At 68.3% G+C, this 15,990-nt stretch carries 12 protein-coding genes; 6 read left to right on the forward strand and 6 right to left on the reverse strand.

Annotation, left to right across the window (positions count from 1 at the left end; all coding sequences use genetic code 11):
• The 5 genes from IT779_RS30030 to IT779_RS30050 form a co-directional block, all read right to left on the reverse strand.
• Positions 1-1,003 (reverse strand): acetyl-CoA carboxylase carboxyltransferase subunit beta (locus tag IT779_RS30030; RefSeq protein WP_269781673.1); only part of this gene is annotated, 1,003 nt, incomplete at its 3' end.
• A 168-nt stretch (positions 1,004-1,171) separates the two neighbouring features.
• Positions 1,172-1,774, reverse strand: a complete 603-nt coding sequence (locus tag IT779_RS30035) for a GTP-binding protein (RefSeq protein ID WP_196152842.1) — start codon at positions 1,772-1,774, stop codon at positions 1,172-1,174.
• The gene (locus IT779_RS30040) at positions 1,755-2,129 is read right to left on the reverse strand and encodes a DUF742 domain-containing protein (RefSeq protein WP_054816467.1); all 375 of its coding nucleotides are present in this window, start codon (positions 2,127-2,129) and stop codon (positions 1,755-1,757) included. The genes IT779_RS30035 and IT779_RS30040 overlap by 20 nt, the downstream gene beginning before the upstream one ends.
• A 7-nt stretch (positions 2,130-2,136) precedes the next feature.
• On the reverse strand, positions 2,137-2,550 hold the full coding sequence (locus IT779_RS30045) for a roadblock/LC7 domain-containing protein (RefSeq protein ID WP_011207200.1): 414 nt from the start codon (positions 2,548-2,550) through the stop codon (positions 2,137-2,139).
• Positions 2,547-6,731 (reverse strand): sensor histidine kinase, encoded by a 4,185-nt coding sequence (locus IT779_RS30050; RefSeq protein ID WP_232542252.1) that lies wholly within the window; start codon positions 6,729-6,731, stop codon positions 2,547-2,549. Before IT779_RS30050 ends, IT779_RS30045 begins: the two co-directional genes overlap by 4 nt.
• A 228-nt stretch (positions 6,732-6,959) precedes the next feature.
• On the opposite strand from IT779_RS30050, the gene IT779_RS30055 reads away from it, so the two are divergent.
• The 4 genes from IT779_RS30055 (at position 6,960) to IT779_RS30070 (ending at position 11,866) form a co-directional block, all read left to right on the forward strand.
• Positions 6,960-9,017 carry an AMP-binding protein gene (locus IT779_RS30055; protein ID WP_196152843.1) on the forward strand — a complete coding sequence of 686 codons (2,058 nt, stop codon included), beginning with the start codon at positions 6,960-6,962 and terminating at the stop codon, positions 9,015-9,017.
• 117 nt (positions 9,018-9,134) lie between these two features.
• A complete protein-coding gene (locus IT779_RS30060) occupies positions 9,135-9,521 on the forward strand; it encodes a hemophore-related protein (RefSeq protein WP_196152844.1) in 387 nt (128 codons plus the stop codon).
• A gap of 100 nt (positions 9,522-9,621) precedes the next feature.
• On the forward strand, positions 9,622-10,323 hold the full coding sequence (locus IT779_RS30065) for a response regulator transcription factor (RefSeq protein WP_408637808.1): 702 nt from the start codon (positions 9,622-9,624) through the stop codon (positions 10,321-10,323).
• Between the two features lie 235 nt (positions 10,324-10,558).
• Positions 10,559-11,866 (forward strand): sensor histidine kinase, encoded by a 1,308-nt coding sequence (locus IT779_RS30070; protein WP_232542262.1) that lies wholly within the window; start codon positions 10,559-10,561, stop codon positions 11,864-11,866.
• A gap of 81 nt (positions 11,867-11,947) precedes the next feature.
• Here IT779_RS30070 and IT779_RS30075 read toward each other — a convergent pair whose 3' ends face one another.
• Positions 11,948-12,781 (reverse strand): LppX_LprAFG lipoprotein, encoded by an 834-nt coding sequence (locus tag IT779_RS30075; RefSeq protein ID WP_196152847.1) that lies wholly within the window; start codon positions 12,779-12,781, stop codon positions 11,948-11,950.
• Positions 12,782-13,212: 431 nt separating this feature from the next.
• Between IT779_RS30075 and IT779_RS30080 the strand changes: the two genes are divergently transcribed.
• Both IT779_RS30080 and IT779_RS30085 read left to right on the forward strand, forming a co-directional pair.
• Positions 13,213-14,676, forward strand: a complete 1,464-nt coding sequence (locus IT779_RS30080) for a fatty acid desaturase (RefSeq protein WP_196152848.1) — start codon at positions 13,213-13,215, stop codon at positions 14,674-14,676.
• Between the two features lie 179 nt (positions 14,677-14,855).
• Positions 14,856-15,965, forward strand: coding sequence for a type III polyketide synthase (locus IT779_RS30085; RefSeq protein WP_196152950.1), 1,110 nt, complete (start codon positions 14,856-14,858; stop codon positions 15,963-15,965).
• Positions 15,966-15,990: the final 25 nt, after the last annotated feature.

Below are 15,990 nucleotides of genomic sequence, written 5' to 3' on the forward strand. Positions count from 1 at the left end.
TCCCAGCGGTCGATACTTGCTCCTGCGTCGCATCGTCTCGACCGCTGGGACGCGAGACGGCCGCGAACCGGCGCTCGTCGGGCTCGCTCCCGACAGGGCTGGGTGGGGTGGGGATGTTGCGGGTTTGGGGGATGCCGTGGGTGGTGGCTCGGGGGGTGTCGCTTGGTGGGGGTGGCATCGGCGGGACTGGATGGGTGGGAAGGTCGCTGTTCGGGGTGGTCGTGGTGGGGCGGTGGTGGGGGGTGAGGGGGGCCGGGTTCGGGGGTTCCGGGATGCGTTTCGGTTGTGCCGGGGGTTGGGGATTGGGGCGGTGGGGGGTTGTGTCGGGGAGGGGGGTGCCGGTGAAGATGCTCAGGGCTCGGTGGGCTATTCGGCGGAAGACCGGGATCGGGAGTACGCCGTCTATTACGCCCTTGTGGTAGAGGTTTTCGGCGGTTTGTACGCCTTCGGGGAAGTCCGATTTGTAGAGGGCTTTGTAGACTCGGGGGCCGAGGAAGCCTATTAGGGCGCCTGGTTCGGCGAAGGTTATGTGGCCCAAGGAGCCCCAGGAGGCGAAGACGCCGCCCATGGTGGGGTTGCGTAGGTATACCAGGTATGGGTTGCCTGCCGATTTGTGTTCGGCTACCGCGCCTGCGATTTTGACCATCTGTACGAAAGCGACTGTGCCCTCTTGCATTCTGGTACCGCCCGAGGTGGGGGACGCGATGAGGGGTAGGCCGGATTCGGTGGCGCGTTCTACGGCGGTGACTATGCGTTCGGCGGCGGCCACGCCGATGGAACCGGCCAGGAAGCCGAATTCGCAGGCGATCACGGCTACTCTGCGGCCGCGCAGCAGGCCTTCGCCGGTCAGCACCGATTCGTCGGTGCCCGCGGATACCTCGGCTTTGCGGAGGTCCTCGCGGTAGCGGGCGGAGGCGTCGATCGGCAACGGGGGGTGATCCCAGCTGACGAACGAGTGGGCGTCGAGCAACTGCCCGAGTAGTTCACGCGCCGAGATTCGCATCGCGCGAGCATATCGGGCGCGGTTGAACGGGGCGGGTGGTCGAACGGGCGGGCACGACGAAGACCGGACTCGGCGAACGGCGGGCGCGGCGGCACGCCACGCGCGGCGAACGGCGATCCCCCGAACCCGGCGGCGGCGAGGAGAATCGCCGCGCCGGGGTCGAAAGCGTCAGTAGCCCTGCATCACCTTGCGCAGGGCGTATTCGGTCAGCGAAACCAGCGCCTGCTTGGCGGGTTCGCGTCGCCTGGCGTCGATGGACAGGATCGGGACGTCGGCGGGCACGGCGAGCGCCTGCCTGATGTCCTCGATCGGGTACCGAGGCGCGTCGTCGAACTCGTTGAGCGCCACCAGGAAAGGCAGGTTGCGCGCCTCGAAGTAGTCGACGGCCGCGAAGCTGTCCTCGAGTCTGCGGGTGTCGACGAGCACCACCGCGCCGATGGCGCCGCGGATCAGGTCGTCCCACATGAACCAGAAGCGGTACTGGCCGGGTGTGCCGAACAGGTACAGCACCAGGTCGTCGGCCAGGCTGATCCTGCCGAAGTCCATGGCCACCGTGGTGGTCGACTTCATCGGGATGCCGGTCAGGTTGTCGATGCCGGTGCTCGCATTGGTCACCAATGCCTCGGTACGCAGCGGAACGATCTCCGAGACGGCACCGACCATCGTGGTCTTGCCGACACCGAAGCCACCCGCGACCACGATCTTCGCCGAGGTCGGCTTACTGGTGCGGGTATCGACCTGCGCCGTCGAATCAAATACGCCGGAGTCCACTGAGAACCCTTTCGATCAGCTCGCGACGTTCATCGTCGCTGGAATCGTCTTTCAAAGTCGCCGAAACGCGCACATGCCCGGCTTCGATCAGGTCGGCCACGAGTACCCGCGCGACACCTATCGGGATTCCCAGGCGCGCCGCTACTTCGGCGACAGACGGCGATTCTCTGCACAACTCCACGATTGACGTCTCGATGTTGGTCAGTTCGAACTGCCGCTCCAGGGCGACCGGATGCGATGCGACGAGGGCCTCGAGCGCCAACTCGACAGCGGGTCTGGTGCGACCCGCTGTCAGTGAGTACGGCCGGACGAGGCTCGGCTCGGCGCTCCCCATGCGGTGATCTTCTATGTCCATCCCACCATCAGGAACCCATCGTGACGCGTGGAGTGGCCTGCACCGTCTGGCCAACACGCTCGACCAACAACGCCATCTCGTAGCCGACCTGTCCGATGTCGCAGGACGTGTTGGTCAGCACAGCGAGATAGGAGCCGTCACCGACCGCCATCAGCAGCAGATAGCCGTGTTCCATCTCCACGACCGACTGTAGGACGGTGCCGCCTTCGAAGAGGTTGGATACACCGACCGACAGGCTCGCCAGACCCGCCGTGACAGCCGAGAGCTGTTCGGCGCGGTCGACGGGCAGCTGTGCGCTCGCGGCCATGAGTAGTCCGTCAGCCGAAACCAGGACGGCATGAGCTACGCCAGGAACCTCGTTGGCGAAGTTCGAAACCAGCCAATCCAGCTGACGATTCGTACCACCTAGATCGGGGTTCATCGGTCTCCTTTATCTCCGGTTAGGTTCGGTGCTTTCACTGCGCGGCCATCCCGGACGCCCTGCTGGTGACGACTCAAGCTTGACCTGATGGATTCCGGATCTCGACGCAACTGCTTGCCGGTGTTGCCACTGACGGCGCCGGGCACAAGCCTTACGCCCGGACTGCGTTGTGGCAACCCGGCGGCGGTCTTGGTTTCGGCTTGCGCCTCGCTCGCCCGACGCGCGGCCTGCCAGCCTTCGTCACCGGGCGCATCGAACGCAGCCGCGACCTGCGACCGATCCGGATTCGGATCCGAGAGCCACGCCGACATCATCTCGGCGAAGATCGGACTGTCCATTGTCGACCCGGACTCTTCCGCGGGCTGCAACCGGGTCTGGAAGAACGACGCGGTCTTCGCGGTGTTGGACCGGAGGCTGTGCTTGCCTGGGTCGCGGGCCGCGTCGTCGCCGAGTGCGTTGTCTGTCAGCGCTTCCCGTTGCGGCAGTGCGACTCCGGGTGGCGCGACCTCGCGCGGCAGGTTCGTCGCGCCCGGCTCGCGCTGCGGCAAACCACCGGGTCCCGACTGCCGTCGCGGCAGGCCGCCCGCGAGCGGTTCACGGGTTGGCAGGCCGTTGGGTGCGCCGGTACGCGGCTGCTCGGCGGCGGGCCTGCGCTGCGGGACGCCGCCCGGTTCGCGTGCGGGCAGTCCCGGCGCGCGCTGCGGCAGGCCGCCGGTGGCGCCGGGATCACGCTGCGGAAGACCACCGCGGCCAGGCGCGGCTCCCGGCTCACGCTGCGGCAGTCCGATCGGACCGGACGCGGCGCCGGAGTCGCGGGGCGGCACGCCCGGTTCACGGGGCGGTACGCCGCCGGGTTCGCGAGTGGGCAGCGGGCCCGAGAGGGCGTCGGCCACCGGCAGTGCGCCGGAATCCGCGTCGCGCGGACTCGGCTGCCGCTGCGGCAGGCCCTCGACCCGCGGTTCGCGCTGCGGGAGGCCGATGGGGGCGCCGTCGCGCGGCGGGATGCCGCCCGCGCTCGGTTCCCGCGACGGGACGCCGTTCGCGGCGCCCGGCCTGCGCTGTGGCAGGCCGCCCGCGAGCGGTTCCCGCGACGGCAACACACCGGGCGCACCATCACGCGGCTGCTCGGCGGCGGGCTGACGCTGCGGCAGGCCGCCGGGATCACGCTGCGGAAGCCCACCCGGCTCACGCGCGGGCAATCCACCCGATTCACGCTGGGGAAGCCCACCTGCTTCACGCGGCGGCAACCCGCCGGGCTCACGCTGCGGCAGACCGCCCGATTCGCGCGGCGCGAGTCCGCCCGATTCACGCGGCGGAAGTCCACCCGGCTCACGCTTGGGCAATCCACCGGGCTCACGCTGCGGCAGTCCACCCGATTCGCGCTGCGGCAAGCCGCCCGGCTCACGCTGCGGGAGACCACCGGGAATGCCGCTGGCACCCGGCTCACGAGTGGGCAGACCGCCCACGCTCGGCTCACGCCCGGACGCCGCCGCACCCGGCTCACGCTGGGACAGACCGCTGGGAATCTGCGCACCCGGCTGCCGCTGCGGCAATCCGCTCGGCGCGCCGTCACGTGGCGCACCACTCGGGGGCACGCCGTCACGATGCAGGCCGGTCGGGGCGCTATCACGCGGCGGCGCACCTATGCCATCACGCGGCGGCCCGCCCGCGGCATCACGTTGTGGTCCGCCGAGACCATCGCGCTGCGGCGCGCCGTTGGCGCCGGGCGTGCGCTGCGGCAGTCCACCCACCACGGGCGGCGCGCCGTTCGCACCGGCCTGACGCTGCGGCAGGTCACCGGAGTCGCGCGGCGGCAAGCCGCCACTGGACGGCGCGGGCCCGATCACGCTCGGCCCGCCGGGCGGCCGGGGCGGCCCGCCCGGGGCGATATTGCGCTTGGGCAGGTTGGCGGCCGCGAGCTTGCCGCGCTGGGGAGCGCTGTGCTGCTGCCCGGGCGCGGGACGCAGAGTCGGGCTCGACTGGACCTGATCCTGGCGCGTACCGGTCGACATGGTCGATCCCGGCTGCCGTTGCGGCAGACCGCCCGCCGCGGCGGGGGTCGGCCCCGAAGCGGGCTTGCTGATCGGGATCGGCCCGCTCACGCCGGGGTCGACGGTGACCATCATGTTGCCGCCCGGCGTGCGGGTGACCGCGCGGGTCTGCATCGACGACGAGGTGGTCGCGGCTTGGCGCTGCGGGGTCGACGGCTGCGGGTTCTGCGGATTCGGCTGCACCGCCTGCGGCGCGCTGGTCTGCGGCGCGACGATGGCCTGACCGGCGACGATCAACCCGACCGGGACGTGCACGGTGACGGTGACGCCCGGATCGCGCGCGGTGTCGAAGGTCGGCCGCAGTCGCACGCTGAGACCGTGCCGTTCGGCGAGTCTGCCGACCACGAAAAGGCCCATGTGGCGCGCGGTGTCGGGTCCGGGTTCGGCGGTCTGTTCCAGCCTGCGGTTGATGTCGGACATCTCGGTGGGCGGCATGCCGATGCCTCGGTCGGCGACCTCGATCAGCAGACCCTGGTCGTGCGCCTGCGCGAAGGTGAACTTCACATCCGTTTCCGGCGGCGAGGCGCGCAGCGCGTTGTCGAGGAGTTCGGCGAACAGGTGCGCGAGGTCGGAGGCCGCGGGTTCCTTGAGCGAGCCGCGCGGGGTGGCGCCGAGCTTGACGCGCTCGTAGTCCTCGACCTCGGAGATGGCGGCGCGCAGCACGTCGGCGATCTCGACCGGCGCGGACTTCGCACGGCGCTGTTTGGTGCCCGCGAGGATCAGCAGGTTGTCACCGTTGCGGCGCATGCGGGCGGCGAGGTGGTCGAGCCGGAACAGGTTCTCCAGCAGGCGCGGGTCCTTCTCGTCGTACTCCATCGCCTCGATGAGACTGAGCTGATGGTCGACCAGCGACTTCGAGCGCCGCGCCAAGGTCTCGAACATGTCGTTGACCTGTGAACGCATCTGCGCCTGGTCGCTGGCCAGGCGCAGCGCCTGACCGTGGATGTCGTCGACGGCGCGGGCCAGCTGCCCGATCTCCTCGGTGCTTCGCACCGGCATCGGCTCCAGCGGCACGTCCTCGGGCGAGGCGCCGTTGCGCAGTTGGGCGACCTCGTGCGGCAGGTCGCTCTCGGCGACACGCAGGGCCGCGAGCCGCAGGCGGTGCAGCGGCACGATCATCGAGCGCGCGACGAAGACCGCGAGCAGCAGCGCGGCGAGGATGGTGGCGATGACGACCGCGGTGTAGGTCCACGCGTCGGTCTTAGCGTTCGAGGACAGCGTGTCCATCGCCGCCTCGATGTCCTTGGTTGCCTTGCCGACCACCCGTTCGTAGACCGCGACGCTGGTTTGCAGCGAGGTCTTCGCCTCACCGAGCGGAATGCGGCCCGCGATCGCCTCCGGGCTGGTCATCAACGCCACGCGGGTGTCGACGCCCGCGTACAGGTCGGCGATGGCGGCGTCGCCGTCGGGGAAGCGGTGCGAGAGCACGTTGAGCAGGGTGCGCTCGGTGTTGGTCGAGGTGAGGAAGTTCTGTAGGCCGTCGGGCTTGCGTTGCAGCACCTCGCTGAAGGTGGCCAGTTCGCCGACGAGGGTGGCGCGCGTGTTGAGCGAGTCGACCAGTCGCAGTTTGGCGGTGTCCACCGTCTGGTCGTTCACCTGGGAGACCGTGGTCTCCACGATGCGCACGCTGAAGTTGCGGACGCGGTCGATGGTGGCCAGCGAGTCGGCGGCGACGGTCGGTGCCTTGCCCACCGCGCGCACCGCCTTGGCCTCGGTGATCATGCTTTCCAGGGAAGAGCGCGAATTCGGCGCGCTCGCGAGCAGCGCGGTGGCGCCCTCGGCCTTCGCGATGGCGGCGTCGAGTTCGGTGAGGTCCTTGTCGGCGACCACGGTCTGCCCGTTGAGCGAGACCAGCTGCGCGCCCGCCACGGCTGCCGTCGCGGCGCTCAGGCCGGTGACGGCGGGGATGGCCTCGATGTTTCCGGACACCTCCGCGAGTCGCTGCGCGTTGGAGAATTCGGCGGTGATCCTCGACACGCCGAGTCCAACCGCGACCGCCAGCGGCACGGCGAGAACCGCCGTAACCTTCCAGCGGAGGTCCCAATTGCCGAGCGCCCAGCGCTTCTTGCCGGACCTAGCGGCGTCACGCATCTCCCACTCACTTTCCAAACTGGCCTCGACCCGCGCCATCAGCGAACCTCGACAATCGCATGCCGGCTCGCCAGACGGACTTGGCCGAGAACTGCGGCTGGCCGAGAAATTGCGTCTACGACGGCCCAAATAAGTGACATCAGATTCTAACGGATCAATAACAGCTTGGGTGACATCCGGTAAGGCAACAACCCTTGACGTCCCTTTATCGGGGATAACCTCGGGTCGTGGCACCCTGCCGGGCGTCGCGTGAAGTCTGCCACAATCATGCAGATCTATCGAGGCGGGCATCCGGCGAGGCTAGGGAGTCACGGTGTGAACGGGCAGCACGAGTACCGACCGGTCTATCAGACCAGCTTGGTCGACCCCGCCGAGTTCTGGACTCACGCCGCCGAGGCCATCGATTGGGATCGTCCGCCCACCCAGGTCGTCGACGCCGCCGCCCGCCCGGTACCTCGGTGGTTTCCCGACGCCCGCCTCAACACCTGCGTCAACGCACTCGACCGACACCTGCCCGAACGCGCCGACCAGCCCGCGCTGATCTACGACTCCGCGGTGAGCGAGGGCAGCCGCACCTACACCTACGCCGAACTGCTGCGCGAGGTCGCCGAGTTCGCGGGCGCGATGCTGCGACTAGGGGTGCGCGCGGGCGACCGCGTGATCATCTACCTGCCGATGATTCCCGAGGCCGCGATCGCCATGCTGGCCTGCGCGCGCATCGGCGCGGTGCATTCGGTGGTCTTCGGCGGATTCGCCGCCCCGGAACTCGCCGCGCGCATCGACGACGCCGAGCCCGTGCTCATCGTGACCGCGTCGGGCGGCATCGAACCAACGCGCCGCATCGAATATCCGCCGATCGTGCTGCGGGCGCTCGACCTCGCGACCACGACCGCGCCGCGCAACGTGATCGTCAAACAACGAAAAAGATTCCAGGCCATCGATTTCGAGGCGCCGCGGGAAGCTGTGGAGTCGTCGGACACGCTGCCGAGTTCGGATCGGACCGTCGCAGCGCGCTGGCTCGATTGGGACGAGGCGGTGCAAGACGTCGAACCCGCCGACCCGGTCTCGGTGGCGGCGACCGACCCGCTCTACATCCTCTACACCTCGGGAACCACCGGGAAACCCAAGGGCGTGGTGCGCGACAACGGCGGTCACGCCGTCGCGCTGGCCTGGTCGATGCGCAATATCTATGACGTCGGCCCCGGTCAGGTCATGTGGGCGGCCTCCGATGTCGGCTGGGTGGTCGGCCACTCCTATATCGTCTATGCTCCGCTGCTCGTCGGCGCGACCACCGTGCTCTACGAGGGCAAGCCGGTCGGCACCCCAGACGCGGGCGCGTTCTGGCGGGTGGTCGCCGAACATTCGGTGCACGTGCTGTTCACCGCGCCCACCGCGCTGCGCGCCATCCGCAAGTCCGATCCCGAGGCCCGCCTCGCCCGCCCGCACGACCTGAGTTCGCTGCGCGCCCTGTTCTGCGCGGGCGAGCGACTGGATCCGGCCACCTACGAATGGGCCGTCGACACCCTGCTCGCCGATCGGCCCGACTGCCCCGTCGTCGACCACTGGTGGCAGACCGAAACCGGCTGGCCGATCGCCGCCGACCCGCTCGGCCTCCAGCAACTGCCGATCAAACCCGGTTCCAGCTCGGTGCCGGTGCCCGGCTACCGGCTGCGAGTGCTCGACGCCGAGGGCAATCCGGTGCCGCCGGGCACCGAGGGCAATATCGTCATCGGATTGCCGCTTCCCCCCGGCGCCCTCACCGGGCTGTGGCGCGACGAGCCGCGTTTCCTTCGCTCCTATCTGGAAGCCTTCCCCGGCCACTACCTGACCGGCGACTCCGGATATCTCGACGACGACGGCTACCTCTACGTCCTCGGCCGCAGCGACGACGTGATCAACATGGCGGGCCACCGGCTGTCGGCGGGCAGTATCGAGGCCGCCATCGCCGGGCATGCCGCGGTCGCCGAATGCGCGGTGATCGGCCTCGCCGACGAACTCAAGGGTCAGCGCCCGATCGCGTACGTGGTGCTCAAGGAGGGTGTCGACATCGAACGCGACCGGTTGCGCGCGGAGTTGACGACCCGCGTGCGCGAGCAGATCGGCGCGATCGCCACTCTGCACGACGCGATCGTGGTCGCCGCGCTGCCCAAGACCAGATCCGGGAAGATCCTGCGCAAGTCCATCCGGCAGATCACCGCGGGCGACGACTACGACATGCCGTCGACCATCGAGGATCCCGCGGTGCTCGTCGCGCTGGCCGACCAGATCCTGTCCGGCCGCACCCCGATCGCCCCGATCGGCGCACCCGACGCCGACCCGGCCTGATCACCTCGGGATCACGGTCACAGAGTTCTCTCAGGATCGGCTCACACCCGTGCCAGCGGTTCGAAATAGCGTCGAAGGCGTTCGTGATACATCCGACACCCATACGGGAGGCACACCATGAAGCGTTTCCGCAGCCGTACCGCCGTCGCGGTCTTCGCGGCGGGCGCAGGCGCGAGCGCGGTCATGTTCCTCGGCCCGGCCATCGCGGCCGCGGACCCGACGTCCTACGCCGCGCCGCTGCTCAACAGCGACTGCACCTTCGCTCAGGTCGACGCCGCACTGCATGTCGAAGCGCCGCAGCTGGCCGCGGCCCTCGACGCCAACCCGAGTCAGAAGGCCCAGCTCCAGGCGGGCTTCGACCAGCCGGTCGAACAGCGCAAGGCGCAGTTCCAGCGGTTGGTCGAGGAGAACCCGCAGGCCGCCCAGCAGGCGCAGAACGATCCGCGCGCCGCCCAGTTCCAGGACGCGATCAACCGGGTCGCGGCCACCTGCAAGAACTACTGACCGTATGCACGGGCGCGCGGCCTTCCGGTCGCGCGCCGGTGCGCGACCGGTCCGGCGCAACCACCGGCGAAGTGAGTCGAAAGAGGCGAATGTGCCCGAAGTGACCAATTCGACCCCGACGGTTCTCGTCGTCGATGACGACGACGACGTGCTCGCCTCGGTCGAGCGCGGACTGCGGCTGTCCGGATTCGAGGTGCGGGTCGCGCGCGACGGCGCCGCCGCGTTGCGCAGCGTCACCGAGAGCGCGCCCGACGCGATCGTGCTCGACATGAACATGCCGGTACTCGACGGCGCGGGCGTGGTCACCGCGCTGCGCGCGATGGGTAACGAGGTGCCGATCTGCGTGCTGAGCGCCCGCGCGTCGGTGGACGACCGCATCTCGGGACTCGAATCCGGCGCCGACGACTACCTCGTGAAACCTTTCGTGCTGGCCGAATTGGTGGCCAGGATCCGCGCGCTGCTGCGCCGCCGCTCCGACACCGCGGCGCCCGCGACACCGGGCGCGATCACCGTCGGCCCGCTCGAGGTCGACATCGCGGGATATCGCGCGCTGCTGCACGGCAACGAGGTCGAACTCACCAAACGCGAATTCGAGCTGCTGTCGACGTTGGCGCGCAACGTCGGGGTGGTGCTGAGCCGCGAGCGTCTGTTGGAGCTGGTGTGGGGTTACGACTTCGTCGCCGACACCAATGTGGTCGACGTCTTCGTCGGCTACCTGCGGCGCAAGTTGGAGATCGGTGACACCCCTCGCCTGCTACACACCATCCGCGGCGTCGGATTCGTCCTGCGGACGCCGAAATGACCGGTCCCGGACCGCTGGCCGCCGCATTCTCGCTGACCCGCCGCGGTTTCGGAGTCGCCGCGGGATGCGGGCGGTCGATCGACCGCGCGCGCACCGGTCACGCGCGCCACCCGGCGCGCCGCCGAACATCCGACGGACCGACGAATGCGGCCGGAACATCCGCGTGACCACCGCACCGAAACGGCGTAAACGCCGGACGTTCTCGCTGCGCACCAGGGTCGCGGGCGCGGCGGCGATGGGTGCGGTGATCATCGTGACCCTGCTCAGCCTGATCAGTATTCGCGCGATCGAACGCAACAACCTCCAGCAGAGCGATCAGCAACTCGCGCTCGCGTCGCGGCTCGTACTGATCCAGCCGGTCATCGCGGTCGGCCTGGTCGGACTCACCGGACTGAACAACCAGATCGCGGTCACCGTGCGCGACGACGGCTCGGTGGTGGCGACCAGTCCCACCGAACTTCCCGACATGCCCGTCGGCTCGCATACCGCCGAGGTGAACGGCACGCCTTACCGGATACTCACCACCGTCGAGAACCAGCCGCAGGGGCGCACCGTCTCGCTCGGGATCCCGGCCGCTCGAGCCGCCGAGGCGACCGCCGACCAGCAGCGCTGGGTACTCGGCGGCGCACTGCTGGCTATCGCCGCGAGCGCCGCGCTCGGATGGTTGCTGGCCGGTCGCGCGGTGCGCCCGATCGTGGATCTGACCCGTCAGGTCGGCGCGCGAACGGCCTTCGGCGATCCGGCGAATCCACAACCGCCGGTGGACGGTTCGGGGGTGCGCGAGGCCGAGAAATTGGCCGATGCCGTCAACACCATGCTGCGGCGCGTCGACCAGGCCCAGGGCGAGACCGCCGCCGCGCTGGAGACCGCGCGCGACTTCGCCGCCGTCTCCGCGCACGAACTGCGCACGCCGCTGACCGCGATGCGCACCGACCTCGAGGTGCTGCGCACCCTGCACCTCGACGAGGCGCAGCGCACCGAGATCCTCGCCGACCTGCAACGCAGCCAGGGCCGGGTGGAGACAACGCTGGCCGCGCTGGAACGGCTCGCCACCGGGAACCTCGTGAACGCGCGCGATCACGTCGACACCGATGTCGGCGACCTGTGCGACCAGGCCGCCCACGACGCCATGCGCCACTTTCCCGGACTCACCGTGCGCATCGACACCGACGCCGAACTGGTCACCCGAGGACTGCCCGCCGGGCTGCGGCTCGCGGTCGACAACGCGCTGGCCAACTCGGTCAAACACGGTCGGGCCACGCACGCGGTGGTCGCCGCGCACCGCATGCCCGACGGCCGCATTCTGATCACCGTCGACGACGACGGCCTCGGCATTCCGATCGAGGAACGCGAGGCGGTGTTCGAGCGGTTCGTGCGCGGCAGTCAGGCGGGCAAGGGCGGTTCGGGACTGGGGCTCGCGCTGGTCGCGCAGCAGGCCCAACTGCACGGCGGGCGGGCGTATTTCGCCGACAGCCCGCTCGGCGGCGCACGGCTCGCGCTGGAACTTCCCTCGCGCGCGACGCCTTCGGACGCGAACCGCTGACCTGGCCCGAGACGACGAAACCGGCCGGACGTGCGGATCGCGCACGTCCGGCCGGTTCCTACCGAGCCGAAACCCGAATGACTACTGCGGCTTGGTGACCGTGACCGGCTTGGCCCAGTCCGACAGCGTCACGTTGATGGTGCCGTCGCCCTTCTTCACGACCGCGCGCACCAGGTTCGGGCCCGCGCCGGTGGAGGGAGCGTTGGAGGGCTGCGCCGCGGCCGAACCGGTCGGCGGGGCAACATCGGCGATGTAGAGGGTGATCGGGAACGAGCCGCCGCCGTCGCCGACCCTCGGCACGATGGGATCGATCACCGACGCGTCGATGGTGCCGCTGACCTTGACGACCGCGGTGCCGTTGACGCTCTCGCGACCCTCGACCTTGGGGTTCTGCACCTTGGCGATGACGTTGGCCAAGCCCTTGTCCTTGTCGAGGATGATGCCCGGATCGTAGATCTTCTCCGACGGGCCGAGGTTGGCGTACTTGCCGTCCTCGAGCTGCGCGTACATGGACTTGTCGACCACGACGAACTTGGCCTTGACGAACGGCGCGTCCTCCTTGGTGCGCACCTTCGCCTCGCCCTGCGCGGCGCCCGCGCCCTGCGGCTGGTTGGTGACATCGGCCTTCACGGTCTCGACCGGAAGGTTCGGGATGTTGGTGACCGCGAGGTCGAGGTGCACCGCCTGCAAGGTCTGCGTGGTGCGAGCCGACTCCTGCACGATCTGCGCGGCGTCGGGAAGCGGGCCGGTTGCTGTGGCGGCCGTCGAGGTGTTGCTCGAATCATCCGAGCCGCACCCGGTGACGATCGCGGCGAACAGCGATGCCGCGATCGCGACGGTGCCGAATCGCATGGGCGTGAGCCGACCGAACCGAGGTCGGTGCGAGGTGGAGTTGCGTGTTGTCATGTCACTCATGATCTGCCCCCAGAAGAGTGCAAGGTCGGTTCGACCGGGTGGAGCGACAGCTGTTGCTGACGCGGGGTTCGCGGCATTTCCGTGGCGGAGAAGCCTTCCGCCGACCGGGTTCTCGATGGCCGACCCTTGGCCGAACCGCGGTATGGAACTGCTGCGGGCGCCGACGATACCCTGTGTCCGGTCGTCTCGCATAGATCAGGGGTAAACCCGGCGCGCCCGCGAATCGGGTTAAGGGAACGTTTAGTGGGACGTTAGGAGCAGGACGCACCATACTGTCCATGACCACAGAGGCGGAGTGCCCGACACGGGGGAAAACCCGAGCTCAACAGGTCGTGGCACCGTCCGCCGGTCCGCGACGCATACCTGAAATCAATTCCCGTCCGGAAACGATACGGCTCTGGGAACGCGGATCGAATAACGAAGGACAAACGATGACGAACACTCGCCCGGATACGGAGGAACAGGAATTCCGCCGCCCGCCGATGCCCGAGGGTCCACCTCCGATCTCAAATGTGTGGGTTTACAACGGGAAAGCCTACGACCTCAGCGACTGGATCTCCAAGCATCCCGGCGGGGAGTTCTTCATCGGACGGACCAAGAACCGCGACATCACCTCGATCATCGGCTCCTACCACAAGGATCCCGAGCGTATCGAGCGGATGCTGGAGCGCTACTCGCTCGGCCGTGACGCGCTGCCCGAGGACATCCACCCGACGAACAACGCACCGGAGTTCCTGTTCAACGAGGGTTTCGACAGCTGGCGCGACACGCCGAAGTACCGCTTCGACGACAAGGCCGACCTGCTGCACAAAGTGAAGGCCCGGCTGAAGGATCCGGCGTTGGCCGCGCGGATCAAGCGCATGGACACGATCTTCAACATCGTGGTCGCGGTGCTCACCGTCGCCTACTTCGCGGTGCAGGGGCTTCGGCTCGGCATGCCGTCGTGGATGCCGCTGCCGGTCTTCGTGATCGCGATGGTGTTGCTGCGCAGTTCGCTGGCGGGCTTCGGCCACTACGCGATCCACCGCGCCCAGAAGGGCATGAACAAGATCTACACCAACGCCTTCGACTTCAACTACGTGGCATTGGCATTCGTCACCGCCGACGGGCACGCGCTGCTGCACCACCCGCACACGCAGAGCGAAGTCGACATCAAGAAGAACGTCTTCACGATGATGATGCGGGTCCCACGGCTCTACCGGATACCGATCCACACCATCCACAAGTTCGGGCACACGCTCACCGGCATGACGATCCGCCTGCTCGACGTGTGCAGGCTGACCCGCAAGGTCGGCGTGAAGGAGATGTACGGGACGTGGGGCGGCGCGCTGCCGCACTTCATCGGCTCCTTCGGCGTGCGCTTCCTGCTGGTCGCGGAACTGGTGGCGTTCGTGCTCGCGGGCGACTTCCTCGCCTGGGTACTGCAATTCGTGATCACGCTGTGGATCAGCACCTTCCTCGTGGTCGCCAGCCACGACTTCGAACTCGAGACCGAGGAAGCCAACACCGACACCGAGGACTGGGCCATCAACCAGCTCGAACAGGCATACGACCTGAAGGTGGTCGGCAACCGATACGTCGACTGCTTCCTGTCGGCGGGCCTGAGCTCCCATCGCGTGCACCACGTCCTGCCCTACCAGCGCAGCGGCTTCGCCAATATCGCGACCGAGGACGTGCTGCGCGAGGAAGCGGCGAAATTCGGGGTGGAATGGCTGCCCGCGAAGAGTTTCTTCACCGACCGTTTCCCGAAACAGATACAGACGTATCTGCTGTCCCGCTCCGACGAGGCGAAAGAACGCAACTGGGGGTTCGTTCGCGAACATTGCGCACCGTCGGCGCTGAAGACCTGCGCCGTGTACACGGTCCAGGGCTTCACCGGAATCGGCACGGTCTGAGTCGATTCCCCGACCGCCGGGGGGCGTATTCGTCCACGCGGGCGGTGATTTCACCACACATTTATTTCGAAAGGTAGAAGGTCGTGTCTGTGACGATCGATGAAGGCAGCATCCGCAGCCTGGGGACAACCCGCCACGAGGCGGATGGGGAGCAAGGGCACGACATCGCCGAGCGCATCATGTTGCCCGCGCCGCCGACCACGGTCGGCGTGATCGAGAGCATCGCGACGGGCTCGCCCGCGCGGACCTTCGATCAGGACGCCGCGGCCGAGCAGGTCGCCGACCTGTTCGGCGACGAGCGGCAGCGGGCACGGATCGCTCGGATCTACAAGAAGACCAGGATCGGCACCCGCCGCCTCGCGGTCGACCCGCTCGACCCCGAATTCCTCGCCTACAGCCGCGGACGCGGCACCATAAGAGAACGGATGAACCTGTTCTACGAGCACGCGGCGCCGCTGGCCGTCGACGTCGCGGGCCGCGCGCTCGCGGGCGTGGACGATCCGGCCGACATCGGCTTACTGGTCTTCGTGACCAGCACCGGATTCATCGCGCCCGGCGTCGATGTCGCGGTCGTGAAGGAACTCGGGCTCGCGCCGTCGGTCGGCCGCGTCGTCGTCAACTTCATGGGCTGCGCCGCGGCGATGAACGGCATGCGCACCGCCGTCGATTTCGTCCGCGCCCACCCGGACAAGAAGGCGATGCTGATCTGCATCGAATTGAGTTCGGTCAACGCAGTGTTCGACGACGACGTGAACGACGTCATCACCCACAGCCTGTTCGGCGACGGATGCGGCGCCGTGGTGATCAGCGCGAGCCAGGTACACCAGCCGCTGCCCGCGGGCCGCGTGGTGATCCGCGACAGCTTCAGCCACCTGCTCGACGACGCCGAGGACGGCATCGTGCTCGGCGTCAACGACAACGGCATCACCTGCGAACTGTCGGAAAACCTGCCGAGCTATATATACAACGGCGTCGACCCGGTCGTGACGCGGAAACTGCGCGCCAACGGACTGCGCAAATCCGATGTCGAACTGTGGGCGATCCACCCCGGCGGCCCCAAGATCATCGAAGAGTCGGTGCGCTCGCTCGGCATCCCGACCGAACGCGCCGCGCTCAGTTGGGACGTGCTCGCCGAACACGGCAACATGCTCAGCGTTTCGCTGATCTTCGTGCTGGAACGGATGATCGCGCAAAACGAGACAACCGCTCCCATCTCCACCGGCGTCGCGTTCTCCTTCGCACCCGGAGTCACCCTCGAAGGAATGATCTTCGACATCATCCGCCGGTGACCCGCGCCCGGCAGACCGAGAAAGC

This window comes from Nocardia bovistercoris, from assembly GCF_015674855.1.
Classification (GTDB): domain Bacteria; phylum Actinomycetota; class Actinomycetes; order Mycobacteriales; family Mycobacteriaceae; genus Nocardia; species Nocardia bovistercoris.

Bases quoted from the DNA above. Each gene is read 5' to 3' on its own strand.
- IT779_RS30055 (WP_196152843.1), top strand. From the start codon at position 6,960: ATGCAGATCTATCGAGGCGGGCATCCGGCGAGGCTAGGGAGTCACGGT.
- IT779_RS30075 (WP_196152847.1), bottom strand. From the start codon at position 12,781: ATGAGTGACATGACAACACGCAACTCCACCTCGCACCGACCTCGGTTC.
- IT779_RS30060 (WP_196152844.1), top strand. From the start codon at position 9,135: ATGAAGCGTTTCCGCAGCCGTACCGCCGTCGCGGTCTTCGCGGCGGGC.
- IT779_RS30045 (WP_011207200.1), bottom strand. From the start codon at position 2,550: ATGAACCCCGATCTAGGTGGTACGAATCGTCAGCTGGATTGGCTGGTT.
- IT779_RS30070 (WP_232542262.1), top strand. From the start codon at position 10,559: ATGGGTGCGGTGATCATCGTGACCCTGCTCAGCCTGATCAGTATTCGC.
- IT779_RS30080 (WP_196152848.1), top strand. From the start codon at position 13,213: ATGACGAACACTCGCCCGGATACGGAGGAACAGGAATTCCGCCGCCCG.
- IT779_RS30040 (WP_054816467.1), bottom strand. From the start codon at position 2,129: ATGGACATAGAAGATCACCGCATGGGGAGCGCCGAGCCGAGCCTCGTC.
- IT779_RS30050 (WP_232542252.1), bottom strand. From the start codon at position 6,731: ATGGCGCGGGTCGAGGCCAGTTTGGAAAGTGAGTGGGAGATGCGTGAC.
- IT779_RS30085 (WP_196152950.1), top strand. From the start codon at position 14,856: ATGTTGCCCGCGCCGCCGACCACGGTCGGCGTGATCGAGAGCATCGCG.